The sequence below is a fragment of the uncultured Oscillibacter sp. genome, from assembly GCF_900544955.1.
Taxonomy (GTDB): Bacteria; Bacillota; Clostridia; order Oscillospirales; family Oscillospiraceae; genus Oscillibacter.
The window spans coordinates 60,433-76,468 of the sequence record NZ_UQXD01000003.1 but is presented as its reverse complement, the minus strand read 5'-3'; the positions used below and the strand labels follow the sequence as shown (position 1 = coordinate 76,468).

General features: G+C 65.7%; 9 protein-coding genes and 1 tRNA gene. 6 read left to right on the top strand and 4 right to left on the bottom strand.

From position 1 onward, the window contains the following. Nucleotides 1–16 precede the first annotated feature (16 nt). Together QZS21_RS01560 and QZS21_RS01555 are read left to right on the top strand one after the other, a co-directional pair. The gene (locus QZS21_RS01560) at nucleotides 17–1,021 is read left to right on the top strand and encodes an ABC transporter ATP-binding protein (protein WP_295579408.1); all 1,005 of its coding nucleotides are present in this window, start codon (nucleotides 17–19) and stop codon (nucleotides 1,019–1,021) included. After that, complete coding sequence (locus QZS21_RS01555; RefSeq protein WP_295579406.1) at nucleotides 1,018–1,905, top strand: ATP-binding cassette domain-containing protein; 888 nt, start codon at nucleotides 1,018–1,020, stop codon at nucleotides 1,903–1,905. The genes QZS21_RS01560 and QZS21_RS01555 overlap by 4 nt, the downstream gene beginning before the upstream one ends. Before the next feature lie 114 nt (nucleotides 1,906–2,019). On the opposite strand, the gene QZS21_RS01550 is transcribed toward QZS21_RS01555, so the two are convergent. Beyond that, nucleotides 2,020–4,206, bottom strand: a complete 2,187-nt coding sequence (locus tag QZS21_RS01550) for an EAL domain-containing protein (protein WP_295579403.1) — start codon at nucleotides 4,204–4,206, stop codon at nucleotides 2,020–2,022. 161 nt (nucleotides 4,207–4,367) lie between these two features. Here QZS21_RS01550 and QZS21_RS01545 point away from each other — a divergent pair, with 161 nt between their 5' ends. Both QZS21_RS01545 and QZS21_RS01540 read left to right on the top strand, forming a co-directional pair. Further along, the gene (locus tag QZS21_RS01545; RefSeq protein ID WP_295579400.1) at nucleotides 4,368–5,867 is read left to right on the top strand and encodes a GntR family transcriptional regulator; all 1,500 of its coding nucleotides are present in this window, start codon (nucleotides 4,368–4,370) and stop codon (nucleotides 5,865–5,867) included. Between the two features lie 126 nt (nucleotides 5,868–5,993). Then, on the top strand, nucleotides 5,994–8,798 hold the full coding sequence (locus QZS21_RS01540) for an ATP-binding protein (protein WP_295579397.1): 2,805 nt from the start codon (nucleotides 5,994–5,996) through the stop codon (nucleotides 8,796–8,798). Between the two features lie 541 nt (nucleotides 8,799–9,339). Here the strand turns inward: QZS21_RS01540 and QZS21_RS01535 are convergent. The 3 genes from QZS21_RS01535 to QZS21_RS01525 all read right to left on the bottom strand — a co-directional run bounded on the left by QZS21_RS01535 (nucleotide 9,340) and on the right by QZS21_RS01525 (nucleotide 13,794). Then, a complete protein-coding gene (locus QZS21_RS01535; RefSeq protein ID WP_295579393.1) occupies nucleotides 9,340–10,704 on the bottom strand; it encodes a GntR family transcriptional regulator in 1,365 nt (454 codons plus the stop codon). A gap of 106 nt (nucleotides 10,705–10,810) precedes the next feature. After that, nucleotides 10,811–13,231 carry a response regulator gene (locus tag QZS21_RS01530; protein WP_295579390.1) on the bottom strand — a complete coding sequence of 807 codons (2,421 nt, stop codon included), beginning with the start codon at nucleotides 13,229–13,231 and terminating at the stop codon, nucleotides 10,811–10,813. 478 nt (nucleotides 13,232–13,709) lie between these two features. Then, nucleotides 13,710–13,794 (bottom strand) — tRNA-Leu (locus QZS21_RS01525). 191 nt (nucleotides 13,795–13,985) lie between these two features. On the opposite strand from QZS21_RS01525, the gene QZS21_RS01520 reads away from it, so the two are divergent. Continuing rightward, nucleotides 13,986–14,831, top strand: a complete 846-nt coding sequence (locus QZS21_RS01520; protein WP_295579387.1) for a pyridoxamine kinase — start codon at nucleotides 13,986–13,988, stop codon at nucleotides 14,829–14,831. After that, on the top strand, nucleotides 14,828–16,009 hold the full coding sequence (locus QZS21_RS01515) for an MFS transporter (protein ID WP_295579385.1): 1,182 nt from the start codon (nucleotides 14,828–14,830) through the stop codon (nucleotides 16,007–16,009). Before QZS21_RS01520 ends, QZS21_RS01515 begins: the two co-directional genes overlap by 4 nt. Nucleotides 16,010–16,036 lie beyond the last annotated feature (27 nt).

Genomic DNA, 16,036 nt, shown 5'->3' with positions numbered 1-16,036 from the left:
ATGAGGAGCCGGTCCCATGGGGAATATACTGGAATGGAACAACTATTCGCTGAGCTTCTTCACCCCCCAGGGGGAGGTGGAGGCGGTGCGGCAGGTGAGCCTCTCCCTGGGAGAGGGGGAGATCTTGGGCCTGGTGGGGGAGAGCGGCTGCGGGAAGTCCGTGCTGTGCAAGTCCGTGCTGGGGCTGCTGCCCCGGTACGCCCGGGCCAAGTCCGGCCGGGTGGTGCTGGGGGGCCGGGATGTGACGGCCTGCCCGGAGCGGGAGCTGCGCCGATTGCGCGGAACCGCCGCCGCCATGGTGTTTCAAGACCCCATGACCTCCCTGAACCCCACCATCCCCGTGGGGGAGCAGATTGCCGGCGCCATTCTGCGCCATGAGCGGATCAGCCGGGGGGAGGCCCGCCGCCGGGCGCTGGAGCTGATGCGCCTGGTGGAAATTCGGGAGGCGGAGACCCGCTTTGGTATGCAGCCCCACTTCTTCTCCGGCGGTATGCGCCAGCGCTGCGTGCTGGCTATCGCCCTGGCGGGGCGGCCCCGGGTGCTCTTTGCCGACGAGCCCACCACTGCCCTGGACGTGACGGTGCAGGCCAAAATTCTGGATTTGCTGCTGTCCATCCGGGAGAGGACGGGGGTGGCCATCGTCCTGGTCTCCCACGATCTGGGGGTGGTGGCCCGGGTGGCGGACCGGGTGGCCGTGATGTACGCGGGCAGGCTGGTGGAGGTGGGCACGGCGGAGGAGGTCTTTTACGACCCCCGCCACCCCTACACCCGGGGGCTGCTCTCCGCCCTGCCCGCCAACGCCCGGAAAGGAGAGCCCCTTCCCAGCATCCCCGGGATGCCCCCGGCGCTGATCGGCCTGCCCCCCGGGGACCCCTTCGCCCCCCGGAACGCCCGGGCCATGGCCATTGACTTTGAGGAGGACCCGCCCATGTTTTCTGTCACCCCCACCCACAGCGCGGCCACCTGGCTGCTGGACCCCAGGGCGCCCAAGGCCCCGGCGGGAGAGGGGGCGGCGCCATGAGCGTGCCGGTGCTGGAGGTCCGGCAGTTGCAGCAGCACTTCCCCATCCGCCGGGACTGGACCGTCCGGGCGGTGGAGGACGTCAGCTTCCGGATCGAGCCGGGCCGGGTGTTCGGCCTGGTGGGGGAGAGCGGCTGCGGCAAGTCCACGGTGGCCCGGTCCGTCATGGGGCTGTACCGCCTCACCGGCGGGCAGGTGTTTTTCAGGGGGGAGGAGATCTCCCGGCAGGAGGTGTACCGCCGGCGGCAGGAGGCCCTGCGCAAGGACATGCAGATCATCTTCCAGGACTCCGCCGCGGCGCTGAACCCCCGGATGACCGTCCGGGAGATCGTGGCCGAGCCCCTCCGGGCCTGCCGCCTGGCCTCCGGCGGGGTGCTGGAGCGCCGGGTGGCGGCCCTGTTGGAGCAGGTGGGCATGGAGGCGGGCTTCGCCGAAAAGCGGCCCGGGGAGCTCTCCGGCGGCCAGCGCCAGCGGGTGGCCATCGCCCGGGCCATCGCCACGGACCCGGCGCTGATTGTGGCGGACGAGCCCATCGCCTCTCTGGACCTGTCCATCCAGGCCCAGATTTTGAACCTGTTCCGGCAATTGCAGCAGGAGCGGGGCTTCTCCTTTCTCTTCATCGCCCACGACCTCTCCGTGGTCCGCTACCTCTGCGACGAGGTGGGGGTGATGCTGCGGGGCCGCCTGGTGGAGCGGGGGGAGACGGAGCGGCTGTTTGCCGCCCCGCGCCACCCCTATACCCAGGCGCTGCTCTCCGCCGTCCCCATTGCGGACCCCCGCCGGGAGCGGCAGAAGCGGATTTTGGAGTATGACCCGGAGACCCTGCCGCCCAACGGAACCCTCCGGGAGGAGGCACCGGGCCACTGGGTGTACCGGGGGGACTGACGGGTTGCCGGGGCTTCCGCCCGGGTCCGGCAGAAGGCCGCCCGCCGCTTATCAGAAAACAACCAGCCGCCCGCAATGTCTGCGGGCGGCTGGTTGTTTGTGGCCGTTGCCGGGTCAGGCCCTGGCACTGCGCCACGCCTCGAAATCGGGGAGGGACAGCGGCCGGGAGAAGTAATAGCCCTGGATCAGGTCGCAGCCGAGGTCCCGCAGGCACTCCAACTGCTCCCGGGTCTCGATGCCCTCCGCCACCACCCGGATGCCCAGGCTGTGGGAGATGTTGATGAATCCCTCGATGATGCGCAGGGCCTTGGGCGTTTGCATGTCGTCAAAGAAGCACTTGTCCAGCTTGATGACGTCGATCTCAAATTCCTTCAGCAGGGCCAGGGAGGAGTAGCCGAAGCCGAAGTCGTCCAGGGAGCACAAAAAGCCGTGCCGGTGCATCTGGCGGATCACGTGTTTCGTCAGGCGGATCTGTTCGTCGCCGAGGAGGATGGACTCCGTGAGCTCAAATTCCAAAAGCCCGTCCGGAATCCGGTAGGCCTGCTTGATCTCCACAAACCGGCGCAGGAAATTCAGATTTTTGATGTGGGTCCGGGACAGGTTGACGGAGACCGGCAGCGGCTCCCTCCGCCGGTCCAGGTCGGCCCGGAGCCACTTGCACACCTCCTCGAAGATGTACAGGTCCAGGGCGCAGATGTTCCCGTTTCTCTCAAACAGGGGGATGAAATCGGAGGGGTAGATGACGCCGTGCTCCGGGTGGTGCCACCGGACCAGGGCCTCGGCGCCGCGGAGCTTCCCGTCCGCTGGGCGGACCTTGGGCTGGAGGTAGACCTGGAAATCGCGGTTTGCCAGGGACGATTCAAAGAGGGACTCCAGAAGCGCCTCCCGTTTGATCCGCTCCAGCATCTCCCTGTCGAAGAAGGTGCAGGCCCCGTCCTTCAGCTCCGTGATGCAGGCGGACCGGGCGTGGTCCTGCATGGCTCTGACCTCCAGAAGGGGGTCGTCGATCCGGTATCCCCCGGCCTTCAGAACCAGGTTGTAGGGGATGTCCACGTGGCGGCTGAAATCGTTGAGGTCCGCTGTGATCTGCCGGAGGCGGGCGGCCGTCTGCCCCGGCGTGCCGGTTTTCAGGCAGAGGAAGAAGTGGTCCATCTCGCTTCGGCAGGCCAGCTCCCCCTCCTGGAGGTGCTGTGACAGGATGCGGTGGACGTGCCGCAGGATGCGGTCCCCGGCGAGGACGCCGTAGGTCTCGTTGATCACCTGAAAGCCCTTGATGTTCAAAAAGAGCAGGGTGTAGGTGGACGGGGGCTGTCCGGATACCAGCGCCCGCAGCTTGCGCTGAAAGGCGCAGTTGCTGTCGCCGCCGGTGAGGGGGTCCGCCAGAGTGATCGCCTCCAGGCGTCTCCGGTTTTTCTCGTAGCCGGAGATGATCAGCGCGAGGAAGAGGGCAAAGACCGCAAACACGCCCCCCACCAGGGCGAAGGACCGCAGGGCGTAGGACTGGACGTCCCCCGTAATCAGGTCCTGGCGGACGATGGCGATCAAAAGCCAGTCGTTCAGCGACAGGGGATGATAGGACAGGAGCAGCCGCTCCCGGGAGGCGGTTGAAAAATCAAAGATGCCGGCGGTCTTGGAGTGGACGTTTTGGATCATCCGGGAGAGAGACGCGGCCATGTGCTCGCTGCCGGGGTTTTGCACCAGGTCCAGAAACTGGAGAAAGGGACTGTTGTCCACAGGGGCGACGATCACATTGCCGTCGGGGTCCACCACACAGGCGATGCCCTCGCCGTGGAAATTCAGCCCCGACAGAATTTGCTGCATGCTCCGCTGCTCCAGAATGCCGGCCAGCACCTTCCGGTTTTCCGCCACCCGGGGCATGGGCACGGAGAACAAGAGGGCGCGTCCGTCCAGATTCAGGATCTGGGGAGTTTCATAGTCAATTTTCCCCTGGGCCAGCCATGCGTCGAAGCAGTTGCTGGAAAAGTCGTTTTTGGTGACGTTCCCCTCCTGGTCCACAATCGCCAGCAGGTCCAGCTGGAAGGCGTCGGCCTTCCGCTGCAAAAAATCGCTCATATCGGGCAGCGGCGGCATCCGGTCGATGGTGTCGGCCAACTGCCCGATATAGCGAAGGTTGGCGTGCAGGTGGTCGGACAGGTAGCTGGCGGACTGGCCGGAGACCTCCTGCACGTACAGGTCCGTTTTCTCCTTCAAAATCGTCCGGAGAGAAACGGTGTTGGCAATCATCATGAGGATGAGCAGGACCGCGGTACCGCTCAAAAGGATGATGGGACGCTTTTTCATCAAGACCCTCCCTCAATGCGTCTGATGCCTCCATTTTAATATGGAAACCGCGAATTTCCAACTAATAATTTGGGTACGTATATAAATAGTACTGCATTTTCCAGGGAGATGTGGTATGCTGTTTCAGAGAAAACCCGTCGGAACGGAGGGGGGAGCGGAGCATGAAGCGCAAGCAGACGGCGTTTGACTACGTGTACCGGGACCTGTGCGAGCAGATGCAGGTGGGGCGGCTGGCCTGCGGGGACACGCTGGCGTCCATGAGCCAGCTCTGCGAGCTGTACCACGTGGGCATCCGGACCATCAAGGACGTCATGCGGGCCCTCAGGGAGGACGGCTACATCCGGACGGAGGAGCGCAAGCCGGCGGTGGTGATCTACCGGCGGTCGGAGGAGCGGCGGGACGCGGCGGTGCAGGCGGCGCTGCGGCAGCGGACCTCCATCCTCCAGGTGTACGAGACCATGGCGCTGCTCCTGCCGCAGATGGCCGCCCTGTCCGCCGCCGCCTGCGACGACGGGAAGATGGAGGAGTGGGTCCGGCGCTTCCGGAATTTCGAAAAGAAGGATGCCGAGAGGCGCAAGAAGCTGATGGCGGCCTTACTCTACTTCCTGATGGAGCACTCCGGCAACCTGCTGTTCCGGGACCTGTACGCCACCTATGAGCTCTACGCGAAAATCCCGCTGTTTTTGAACGGGGAGAAGTTTGAATCCAGGGTGGTGCGGTACAACGGCTTCCGCAGCCTCACCGGGATGGTGGAGGCGCTGCTGGCAAGGGACGGCGGGCAGATCGTCTCCCACTTTTCCATCATGTATGCTGCCATTGTGGCCACTGTGCGGACGCTGCTGGAGGAGCTGGCGGCGGAGCATCCGGACGTGCCGGAGGACCCGGAACCGGGGTTTGCCTGGAACGCCCAGCGGGGCAGGGACTACTTCTACCTCCAGATCGCCCGGGACCTGATGGACAAAATCGGGGCCGGCGTCTATCCGGAGGACACCTTCCTGCCCGCCGAGGCGGCCCTTGCATCGGCGTACGGCGTGTGCGTCGCCACCGTTCGCAATGCGTTGGCCATGCTGAACGCCCTTGGCGTTGCAAAGACCTGCAACGCCAAGGGCACCCGGGTGATCCGGCTGGAGGAGCAGGCCGTGGCCCGGTGCCTGCGGGACAGGGCGCTGAAGCGGGACGCGCTGCTATACCTGAGCGCCCTGCAACTGATGGCGGTGGCCGCTCCGGCGGCGGCGGAGCGGGCGCTCCCCGCCGCCCGGGAGGCGGCGCTGCGGGAGCTGCCGGGGCGGCTGGCGGACCCGGCGTGGATTCCCCTGGACCCCGTGACCCGGTGCATCGCGGCGCACCAGCCGCTGGAGCCCCTGGGGACCATTCTGCGGGAGCTCTGCGGGTTCAACCTCTGGGGGTACTACGGCGTCCTGCACCGGGACGGCCTGGTGCAGGACGCGGTGCTGGCGGAGAGGAGCCGGGAGGCCGCCTTCGCCCTGTGTGGGGGAGACGCCCGGCGGGCGGCGGACTGCCTGGGCTTCTGCTACCGCCGGATGCTGGCGTCCGCCCAGGCGTTTCTGGTGCGCTGCGGCCTCCCGGAGGCAGGCATTCTCGCCGTGCCGGGGGCACCGCGGGGGCCCGGCGGCGCCGGGGCGGGGGAATCCCGGCCTTGACGCTGCACGTTAAATCCGATATATTTAAGATAATACAAAAAAGTAATGAAGAAAAATGATACGTGCGGGAATAAGGGCATTCGGCTGCGGGCGGAGGTCCCCTTCCGGGGAGGAGCGTGGACAGCGATGGGAAGACGGCTGAAAAATCAAATCGGGCGGTGGTCCGCCATGCTCCTGGCCGTGCTCCTGATCGCCCTTTGCGGCGGCGGCGCGCTGGCGGCGGAGGAGACGCCTCGGGTGCTCCGGGTTCCCTTCCCCCAGGTGCCGGGCATCACCGAGACGGCGGCGGACGGCACCCGCCAAGGCCTGGTGGTGGACTACCTCAATGAGATCGCCAAGTACACCGGCTGGCAGTACGAGTACATCGACACCGACGGGGACAGCATGACCCGGGAGTTTTTGGAGGGGAAATACGACCTGATGGGAGGGGTGTACTACTCCTCCGGCTTTGAGGCGTACTTTGCCTACCCGAATTACAACATCGGCTACAGCAAATCCGTCCTCATGGCCCGCCTGGACGATGACAGGATCAACAGCAACGACCTGCGGAGCCTGAACGGCAAGACCATCGGCGTCTATAACCGGGCGCAGGAGAACATCCGGCGGCTGAAGGAGTACCTGGCCATGCACGGACTGGACTGCGAGCTCCGCTCCTACACCTTTGAGCAGCTCGCGCCGGACGGCAAGCTCTATCCCTACCTGGAGAGCGGCGAGGTGGATTTGCTGCTGGGCAACGGGTTTGAGGACCCGGAGGAGTTCCGGATTGTGGCGACCTTTGAGTCCCAGCCCTACTATATCGTCACCGGCGAGGGCAACCAGGAGCTTCTGGACGGCTTGAACCTGGCCCTGGGGAAAATCGCGGACTCCAATCCCCGCTTCGGCGCGGAGCAGTACGCGGACAACTTCCGTACCGAGGGGACCATCGACATCCGGCTCAGCCAGGCGGAGCGGGCGTATGTGCAGCGCCGGGGTCCCGTCACCGTGGCGGTGCCCGGGAGCTATCACCCCCTGTTCTGCCCCGACTCGTCGAACAGCCTCCACCGGGGCGTCGTGCCCGACATTCTGGACGCGATCTCCGACTTTACGGGGCTGACCTTCTCCTATGTCAATACGGACAGCTACGGCGAGGCGCTCCGCATGGTGCAGGGGGGCGAGGCGGAGATGCTGTGCTTCTACGTCGGCGGGGAGGCGGAGTCGGTCCGCCAGGGGCTGACCCTCACCTCGCCCTATGTGAACCTGAACAACATCGTGGTGCGGAACAAGGCGTCCACCTACCCCGATGAGGGGCTGGTGTGCGCCGTGGTGGAGGAGCAGCCGCTGCCCGCGGGGGTTGAGGCGGAGATCCGGACCTATCCCACCATCACTGACGCCCTGCGGGCGGTGAACAGCGGTCAGGCGGACTTCATCTACGGCCTGGCCAGCCGTCTGGAGCAGGACATCCAGCACTATCACTTTTCCAACCTGGTGCCCGTGACCCGGGTCAACGACCGCAGCGACTTCTCCTTCGCCCTGGGGCGGCCCGCCGACACCGACTTGCTGACCGTCCTCAACAAGGCCATCAACCACCTCTCCGCCCAGGAGCGCGCCACGATTCTGGATCAGAATCTGGTCTCCATCGGCACGAACCAGATGTCGCTGACGGGGCTGATCTACGCCAATCCCGTGACCTTCATCGCCGTGCTGTCGCTGTTTCTTCTGGTGCTGGTGGCGGCGGTGCTGGGAGTCTACCGGGCCCGGATGCGCGCCGCCGTCATGCGCAGCGAGCTGGAGCGGGCCGAGGCGGAGAGCCGGGCCAAGGGGGAGTTCCTCTCCCGCATGAGCCATGAGCTCCGCACCCCCATGAACGCCGTGGTGGGCCTCACGGACCTCACCGGCATGATGGAGGGGGTGCCGGAGGGGGTGCGGGAGAACCTGGTGAAGCTCCGGGCCTCCGCCCACTACATGCTGGACCTCATCAACGACATCCTGGACATGAGCCGCATCGACAGCGGAAAGTTGTCCCTCGCCAGCGAGCCCTTCTCCCTGGAGCACCTGCTGGACGAGATCCAGGCCATGATGGAGGGGGAGGCCCGGCAGCGGGGCCTCCGGTACACGCTGGAAAAGGAATTCACCCACAGCGGCCTCACCGGCGACGCCATCCGCCTGCGGCAGGTGCTCACCAACCTGCTCTCCAACGCCTTCAAATTTACCCCGGAGGGGGGCATCGTGCGCCTGCGGGTGACGGAGGAGGCCGGAGGCGAGGGGCGGGCTGCCTTCACCTTCCGGGTGGCCGACAACGGGGCGGGCATCCCGCCGGAGGACCAGAAGCGCATTTTTGAGAGCTTCGAGCAGGTGGGCACCAGCCGCTCCAAGAGCCAGGGTACCGGCTTGGGCCTGCCCATCAGCCGCAGCATCGTCCGCATGATGGGCGGAGAGCTGCTGGTGAGAAGCCAGGTGGGCCGGGGGAGTGAGTTCTACTTTACCGTCCAGCTGCCCCTGGGGGCGCCCCGGGAGGACTTGCCCCGCGGCGGGGACATCCCTCCGGAGGAGCGGCTGCTGGACGGCGCCCGCATCCTCCTGGTGGAGGACAACGACCTCAACGCCGAGATCGCGGAGCAGCTTTTGGCCCTCCAGGGGGCAGAGGTCTGCCGGAGCGCGGACGGCCGCCAGGCGCTGGAGCGGTTTTCCGGGAGCCGTCCGGGGGCGTTTCAGGCGATCCTCATGGACATCCAGATGCCCGAGATGAACGGCCTGGAGGCCGCCCGGGCCATCCGGGCCCTGGACCGGCCGGACGCCGCCGCGGTCCCCATCGTGGCCATGACGGCCAACACCTTCCAGGAGGACGTGGACGCGGCGATGGCCGCCGGCATGAACGGCTTCCTCCCCAAGCCCCTGGACGTGAGCCGCCTCTACCGGATGCTGCACGACCTGATGCAGGGCGGCGCCTCGTAAGGCCATTTGGCGATTCTTTCATAAGGCGGCCCCGCCCCCTTTTCGGGGCGGGGCCGCCTTGCGCTGTCCGGCGGTGCGGAGGCCTTTGGGTGCGCCCGCCAAAGGGCCCGGGACGTTGGGCCAGAACCGTGGTACATGGGGAATCATTCGGAGGAGCGGGCGGTGAACCGGCGTCCGAAAAGGCTATTCCCCGCAGAAGCGGGAGCAGACGGCCCAGGCCCGGGGGAGGGCCCATCCCCCGGAATCCCGCCTCCCTGGCGGCCATGGAGGCATCGCGCCGTGTCTGGGGTCGCCCCGGACGGCGCCCGTTGTCGTGGCACGGCGTGGCCGATGGCCGCGATGGAGAACATCCGCGCGCGGAAGGACGGCGCCGCCGTCCCCGCCGCCGCGCGGTGCGGAACGGGAAAGGGAAGGACGTTTGCCATGGGCAAGCGTCCTTCCCTTTTGCGGCTGGGCCGCATCTTCAGCCCCCCTCGGGGCGGTGCCCGAGATACCCCGGGGAGCGGAAGGGTGGCGGGGCACGGCCCGCTCTGCCGGATGCTCACGGGAGTGCGAGTTGGTCCGCCGCCTGGGCTGTCTGCAACAGGAGCGCCTTCAAGAGGGCGGAAAAGGCCGGGGCATCGCCCGCCTCCAGGCTGTGGGCCAGGGGCCGGCCAGTCGCTCCCGCCGTCCGGCCTCCCAGCAGGGGCAGGCCCAGCAGAAGGGCCTCATACAGCTTGTCCCCGATGCCCTGAAACCCGGCCTGCCCGTGGAGCAGGTACCGCATACAGAGGAGCAGGGCCGCGGGCCCGGCTCCGTCGTCCAGGCGATGGAGCCGGGCGGCGCAGGCGTCCCGCTCCTCTGCCCGCAGAGGGGCCCGCTCCGCGAGGGCGTCGAACGAGATGCAGAGGATTTGCAGGACCTCCCGGAACGCCTTGAGAATCCCCTGTACGATCCCATGCTGGAGGCGGTCAGGGTCCTGGGCAGGTTCCGTCACCCGGGTCCCCGCGCCGCGGGAGGTGGCCACCACCCCCAGCTTCTCCAGGAGGTCCATGGTCCGCCGGATGGTACTGAAGGAGACCTGGTAGGTCTCCGCCAGCGCCCCGTAAGAGGGCAGGGTGGCGCCGGGGCGGTAGGCCTGCTCCAGCAGGATTTGGTCGATCAGCTGCGCCGCCACCGAGTAGCAGAGCTGGGGGTGATCCCGGTAGACCTTCCACTCAAAGGGGATTTGCTCCGGTACCGGGATGAAGGTCTCCACGTAGGGGATGTAGAGGCAGAGGATCCGGTCCATCAGGTTCTGGACCTCCATGTACACGCGAAACAGCGCCTCCCGGTCCTGGCGGTCGCAGGCGGCCACCAGGTCTTCGGACAGCGCCTGCAGGTGCTGTTTGTCCACGGTGGCCCCCCAGCGCCGGAGCAGGGTGTGGGGGAACTGGTAGAAGGAGACCACGTCGTGGAAGAGGTACAGGGCGAGCCTGTTTTTCAGGGCGAGGAACATGGCGCGCCCGCAGAAGTAGGAGACGTAGAAATCCCCGGACCCCAGCTTGGCCGCCATTTTCTTGATCTGCCGCATTTCCGGCGGGCCCAGCCGGCGGCAGCCCTCCCGCATCAGAGGCGTGAACAGAATTTGCAGTGTCTCCCGCAGCGCCAAAATGGCATCCCTGCGGGCCAGGTAGTGGGTCCGGCAATTCCGGATGCACGCCGCCTCCGTGGTCTCATAGACCACTGTGGTTCTGCGGCCCGCGGACAGGCGGATGTACCCGTCCTGCTGAAGCTGGGTGTAGGCGCTCTGCACCGTCCGGGAGGAGGCGTGGTAGATTTTGGTCAGCTCCTCAATGGGGGGCAGGCAGTCGCCGGTTTTATAATAGCCAAACCGGATTTGGGTGGCAAAAAACTTGTAGATCAGGCTGTATCGCACACTCTTCATGGTCGGCCTCCTTCTCCTGTGCCATCCTCAAGAGTATACCATGGAAAGAGCGAAAAATCCAGAAAGGCCGCAGGGAATGCCCCTGCGGCCTCTCCGGAGTGTCCGGCTATCCGTTGATTTTTTCAGAAAGCGTCCTGTAGAGCAGCGCCGGGTCGATGGGCTTTGCCAGGTGGCCGTCCATGCCCGCCGCGGCGGCCCGCGCCACATCCTCCCGGAAGGCGTCGGCGGTCATGGCGATGATGGGGATGCGCTCCGCCCTGGGGTGCCCGGATTTCCGAATCGCCCTGGTGGCGTCGTAGCCGTCCATAACCGGCATCTGCACGTCCATCAGAATGAGGTCGTAGTGCATCCCGTTGGCCAGAAACCGCTCCAACGCCTCCTGGCCGTTTTCGGCGCAGTCCACGGCCACATCCGTCATCTTGAGCAGTTCCACGGCGATCTCCCGGTTGAGGGCATTGTCCTCCACCAGCAGGACGCGGCGTCCGGCGAGCTCCGGCCGCTTCAGCCCCGCGCTCTGGGCGGGGGTCATGACCACCTTGCAGATTCCGGTGGCGGAGAGGAGGGTGTTGTAGAGGGTGGAGGCGAAGATCGGCTTGGACAAGAACGCGTTGGCGCCTGCCGCCCGGGCCCGGTTTTCAATGGCGCTCCAGTCGTAGGCGGTCATGATGATGATGGTCGCATCCGGCCCCACCAGCTCCCGAATGCGCCGGGTCGTCTCGATTCCGTCGATGTCCGGCATCCGCCAGTCGATCAAACACACGTCGAAGTCCTCGCCGGCCTGGTGGGCGGCGTGGATCTTCTTGACGCACGCCGTCCCGGTCAGAACCCAGTCGGAGAAGATGCCCAGGTTTTTCAGCAGGAGGGAGGCGTGGACGCAGCTGTCCCGGTCGTCGTCCGCAATCATCACCCGCAAAGACTCCAGGGCCGGCTGCTTGGACGGCGGGGCCAAATCCTCCTCGGGCAGGCCGAAGTCCAGCTCAACGGTGAAGGTGCTGCCCTGGCCCTCCTGGCTCTTGACGGAGATGACGCCCCCCATCAGGGTGACCAGATTTTTGGTGATGGCCATGCCCAGCCCCGTGCCGCCGAATTTCTGGCCGGTTTTCATGCTCTCCTGCTCAAAGGGCGTAAACAGGCGGTCCATGAACTCCCGGCTCATCCCGATTCCGGTGTCGCTGACGGTGAACCGCAGGCGAATCCGCCCCTGCTTCCTCTGGAGCTGCCGGACCTCCAGGCGGATGGACCCGCCTGCCGGGGTAAATTTCAGGGCGTTGGACAGCAGGTTCAGCAGCACCTGGTTCAGCCGCAGGGGGTCGCCGATGAACACCGTGCCGGTGAGGTCCACCAGGGGAACCGTAAAGCTCAACCCCTTTGCAACCGTCTGGGGATAGATAATGGAGGTGATGGACTCCATCACCGTCTCCAGATTGAAGGGCTCCTGGGCAATTTTCATCTTACCCTCGTCGATTTTGGACATGTCGAGGATGTCGTTGATGAGGGTCATCAGGTGCTTGGAGGAGTAGCCGATCTTCTCCAGGCAGTCGGCCACCCGCTGCCGGTCCTCGATGTAGGCGGCGGCGATGGTGGTCATCCCGATGATGGCGTTCATGGGGGTGCGGATCTCATGGGACATGCGGGAGAGGAACTCGGATTTGGCCCGGTTGGCGTGCTCGGCCACGGCCAGGGCGTCCTTCAGGGCGTCGGCCTGCTCCGTCAGCCTGCGCTGAATCTCCCGCAGCTCGGTGACGTCGGTGATATCGATAAAAATGGCCAGATAGACCGGGCAGCCGTCCTGCCAGTTCACGCAGGAGGCGTTGACCTGGAGCCACAGGGTCTTCCCCTGGCGGCTTTTGACGTTCATCAAGAATTGCACCGGCTCACCGGAGAGCAGATGGTCCCGGTTTTCCAGAAGGGCCGTCCGGTTGTCGTCAATGTTCTTTTTGTGCAGGGCGTGTCCGTTGCCGGCATCCTCGCCGAAGTACGCCATAAAGCGGCTGTTGCCCTCCAGCAGGGTGAGGCTGAGGTCCCGCCCCACCAGGTACTTGGCGACAAAGCCCGGCAGGCTCTCGTAGGTGACGGACTGCTCCTTCTGCATCTGAATCGCGTCATTGACGTTGGTGAGCACGGAGTAGGCCACCTGGTAGCCGTCGATGTACTCGTCGGCAAACTGGGCGGAGAACTGTACCCAGATAAAGTCGTTGTTCTTCCGCCGAAACCGGGAGAGCAGCTTGTAGCCATTCTGCCCCTTGCTGAGAGCGCCCAGCACCGCGTCGGTGAGCTCCTGCCACTCCTTGGGGTCGTCCTTGTAGTAGAGGTCCGGCCGGTTGTGGAAGGTGGACTCGTACTCCTCCTTGGTCCAGCCGGTAAACTCGTAGTAGTACTCATTGGCCCAAATCAGGGTGAAGTGTTCGTCCAACAGATGTTTACTGACGCTGACGCCCAGCAGGTGCATCAGCGCCGTGTACTCATAGTCGGCCGGCGTAAACTGCGCCGGTTCCCCCATGGACGCTTCCCTTTCCAGATCACTCATAAGACTCCGCTCCTCGCCATATCGTGGTCCCCGGCTTCCCAGGACGTCGTGCATCCAACTTTGTTCATATCGGTTATTTTAGATTATAGTGCAGAAGCGGAGAAAACTCAAGCCTTTTCATCCCGCCCGGATGGAATTGTCAAGGCCTATCCCGCATCTGCGCCGGCTCCTCTCCTATTCGCTGGGCGCGCCGCTGTGACGGTTCCATGTATTCTGCGCGCTCAGCAGTTCCCGCGTGAGACAATAGACCAGAAAAAGAAAAAATATCAGAGGATTTGATAAAATCAATCCCTCTGATATAAGGTGCCCTCCGGAGCGAATGGCCTACGAGAACCGTCCCATGCTCCGGAGGATGCCCCGTCCCCCCTCGGAACGGAGCCCAGCGGAGCGGGTCCGGTCCGAAAGCGAAGAAACACCCCGTCCGGCAAAGAAGCCTCGCCGCAGGCGGGGCTTCGCGCCAAAAGGGGTGTTTCTGAGCTGGTGCGGGCATGGGGACTCGAACCCCAACGCCGTAAGGCACGAGAACCTAAATCTCGCATGTCTACCAATTCCATCATGCCCGCATCGGAGCGCGGCTGGGACCTCTGCCGCCGGTTTGGGACCAGGCGCCCTCCGCGAGGGGGGCGGCAAGTCCGCCTGCCGCAATTCCTCTCCGGAACAAATGCAGTATACCACAATCTCCGGCCTTGAACAACCACGATTTCTGCGATACAATATAAGAACTTTCCAAATCCATGAAACGAGGACCTTTGCCATGCCAACGCCCCGCGTCGCAGCGATTCATGATCTGTCCGGCTTCGGCCGCTGCTCTCTCACCGTCGCCATCCCTATCCTGTCCGCCATGGGGCTGCAGTGCTGCCCCATGCCCACCGCCTTTCTCTCCACCCACACCGGCGGGTTTCAGGGCTTCACCTTCCTGGACATGACGGAGGAGATGCCCCGGGTGGCGGCCCACTGGAAATCCCTGGATTTACAGTTTCAGGCCATTTACAGTGGATTTCTGGGCGGCGAGGCCCAGTTGGACACCGTGGCGGACTTCATCCGCACCTTTCGCCGGGAGGGGACCGTCGTGGTGGTGGACCCGGTGATGGGGGACGACGGCCGGCCCTACCAGACCTGCACCCCCGCCCTCTGCGGCGGGATGGCCCGCCTGGCGGAGCTGGCGGACGTCATCACCCCCAATTTGACGGAGGCCGCCTTCCTGCTGGGACAGGAGTACCGGGCGATGCCCGCCGATGAGGCGGGCCTGCGCCGGACGGCGGAGGCCCTGAGTCTGGACGGGCGGCGGTCCGTGGTCCTCACCGGTGCCTCCCTGGCCCCGGGGAAGACCGGGGCCATGTGTTTCGACGCCGCCACCGGGGAGACCTCCGCCGTGCAGACGGACTTTGTGGCCCATCCCCTCCACGGCACGGGGGACGTGTTTGCCAGCGTCCTCACCGGGGCGCTGGTGCAGGGCGCCTCCCTGCTGGAGGCGGCCCGGCAGGCGGCGGAATTTGTCCGGGCCTGCGCGGTGCGGACGGTGGCCCAGGACCTGCCGCTGCGGGAGGGCGTGGATTTCGAGCCGCTTCTGGGACTGCTGACGGCGGGGGGGCGGCCATGAGCCTGCCGTCTCTGCGCCGGGTGAACACGCTGTACATCCTGGTGCAGCTCTTCTACTGGGCGGCCTTCGCCGCCTTTGCCGGCTACCAGACGGCGCTGCTGCTGGGCCGGGGCTTTTCCAGCGGGGAGGCGGGGGTCTTCGCCGCCATCCGGTGCCTGGCGGGGATCGTGGCCCAGCCGCTGCTGGGGGGCTGGGCGGACCGGCATCCCCGGGTGCCACTGAAGCACCTTTTGAACGGCTGTCTGGCGGCCTCCCTGGCGGTGAACCTGCTGTTTTACACCACCCGCCCCGGCTTCTGGGGCACGGTGCTGATCTTCCTGGCGCTGGGCGTACTGGAGCTGAATGCCTACCCGCTGCTGGACTCCATGGCGGTGCAGTTCATCAACGCCGGGCTGGACGTGAATTACAGCCTGGGCCGGGGGCTGGGGTCCTTCGCCTACGCCGTGGCCTGCGTGATTCTGGGCCGCCAGTCCGCTGCCTGGGGGGTGGAGACGGTGCTCCTCACCCACATGGCCCTGCTGGTGCTGCTGATGGCGGCCATCGCCGCCTATCCGGCCGCTCCTCCGGCGGTCCCCACCGGGGAGCGGGAGCGGCCCCACTCCGTCTGGGCGCTGCTGCGGGGCAACCGCTCCTTCACGCTGATGCTGCTGGCGGTGTTCTGCGCCCTGACCGCGGTGATGCCCATCGTCAGCTTTCTGGTGAACATCGTGACCTCCCGGGGCGGCAATGAGACCCATCTGGGACTGGCCCTCTTCCTCATGGCGGCGTCGGAGCTGCCCGCGGCCCTGCTGTTTCCCCGCCTGTGGCGCCGGCTGGGGAGCCGGGGGATGATGGTGCTGTCCGTGGTGTGCATGGCGGCCAAGCCCCTGGTGTTTCTGCTGGTTCCCTCCCTGGGGCTGCTGCTCCTGGTCCAGCCCATCCAGATGCTGGGATACGGGCTGTTCACCCCCGCCTCGGTGTACTACGCCAATGAAAACGTCTCCGCCGCCGACCGGGTCCGGGGCCAGACGGTGATGATGGTGGCCTCCAACGGCCTGGGGGGCATGGCGGGCAACCTGATTGCGGGCTACGCCATCGACCTGGGCGGCGTCAACGCCATGCTGGCCCTGTGCGCCGCCGTGGGCGCCGCGGGGGTCCTCCTGGCGGCGGCAGCCACCCGCTGCGAAAAAACTGCTTGACCTTCCCCCGGGTGGAAGGTGTATCCT

Coding starts and splice junctions, on each gene's coding strand:
- QZS21_RS01560 (WP_295579408.1), top strand. CDS start 17: ATGGGGAATATACTGGAATGGAACAACTATTCGCTGAGCTTCTTCACC.
- QZS21_RS01555 (WP_295579406.1), top strand. CDS start 1,018: ATGAGCGTGCCGGTGCTGGAGGTCCGGCAGTTGCAGCAGCACTTCCCC.
- QZS21_RS01550 (WP_295579403.1), bottom strand. CDS start 4,206: ATGAAAAAGCGTCCCATCATCCTTTTGAGCGGTACCGCGGTCCTGCTC.
- QZS21_RS01545 (WP_295579400.1), top strand. CDS start 4,368: ATGAAGCGCAAGCAGACGGCGTTTGACTACGTGTACCGGGACCTGTGC.
- QZS21_RS01540 (WP_295579397.1), top strand. CDS start 5,994: ATGGGAAGACGGCTGAAAAATCAAATCGGGCGGTGGTCCGCCATGCTC.
- QZS21_RS01535 (WP_295579393.1), bottom strand. CDS start 10,704: ATGAAGAGTGTGCGATACAGCCTGATCTACAAGTTTTTTGCCACCCAA.
- QZS21_RS01530 (WP_295579390.1), bottom strand. CDS start 13,231: ATGAGTGATCTGGAAAGGGAAGCGTCCATGGGGGAACCGGCGCAGTTT.
- QZS21_RS01520 (WP_295579387.1), top strand. CDS start 13,986: ATGCCAACGCCCCGCGTCGCAGCGATTCATGATCTGTCCGGCTTCGGC.
- QZS21_RS01515 (WP_295579385.1), top strand. CDS start 14,828: ATGAGCCTGCCGTCTCTGCGCCGGGTGAACACGCTGTACATCCTGGTG.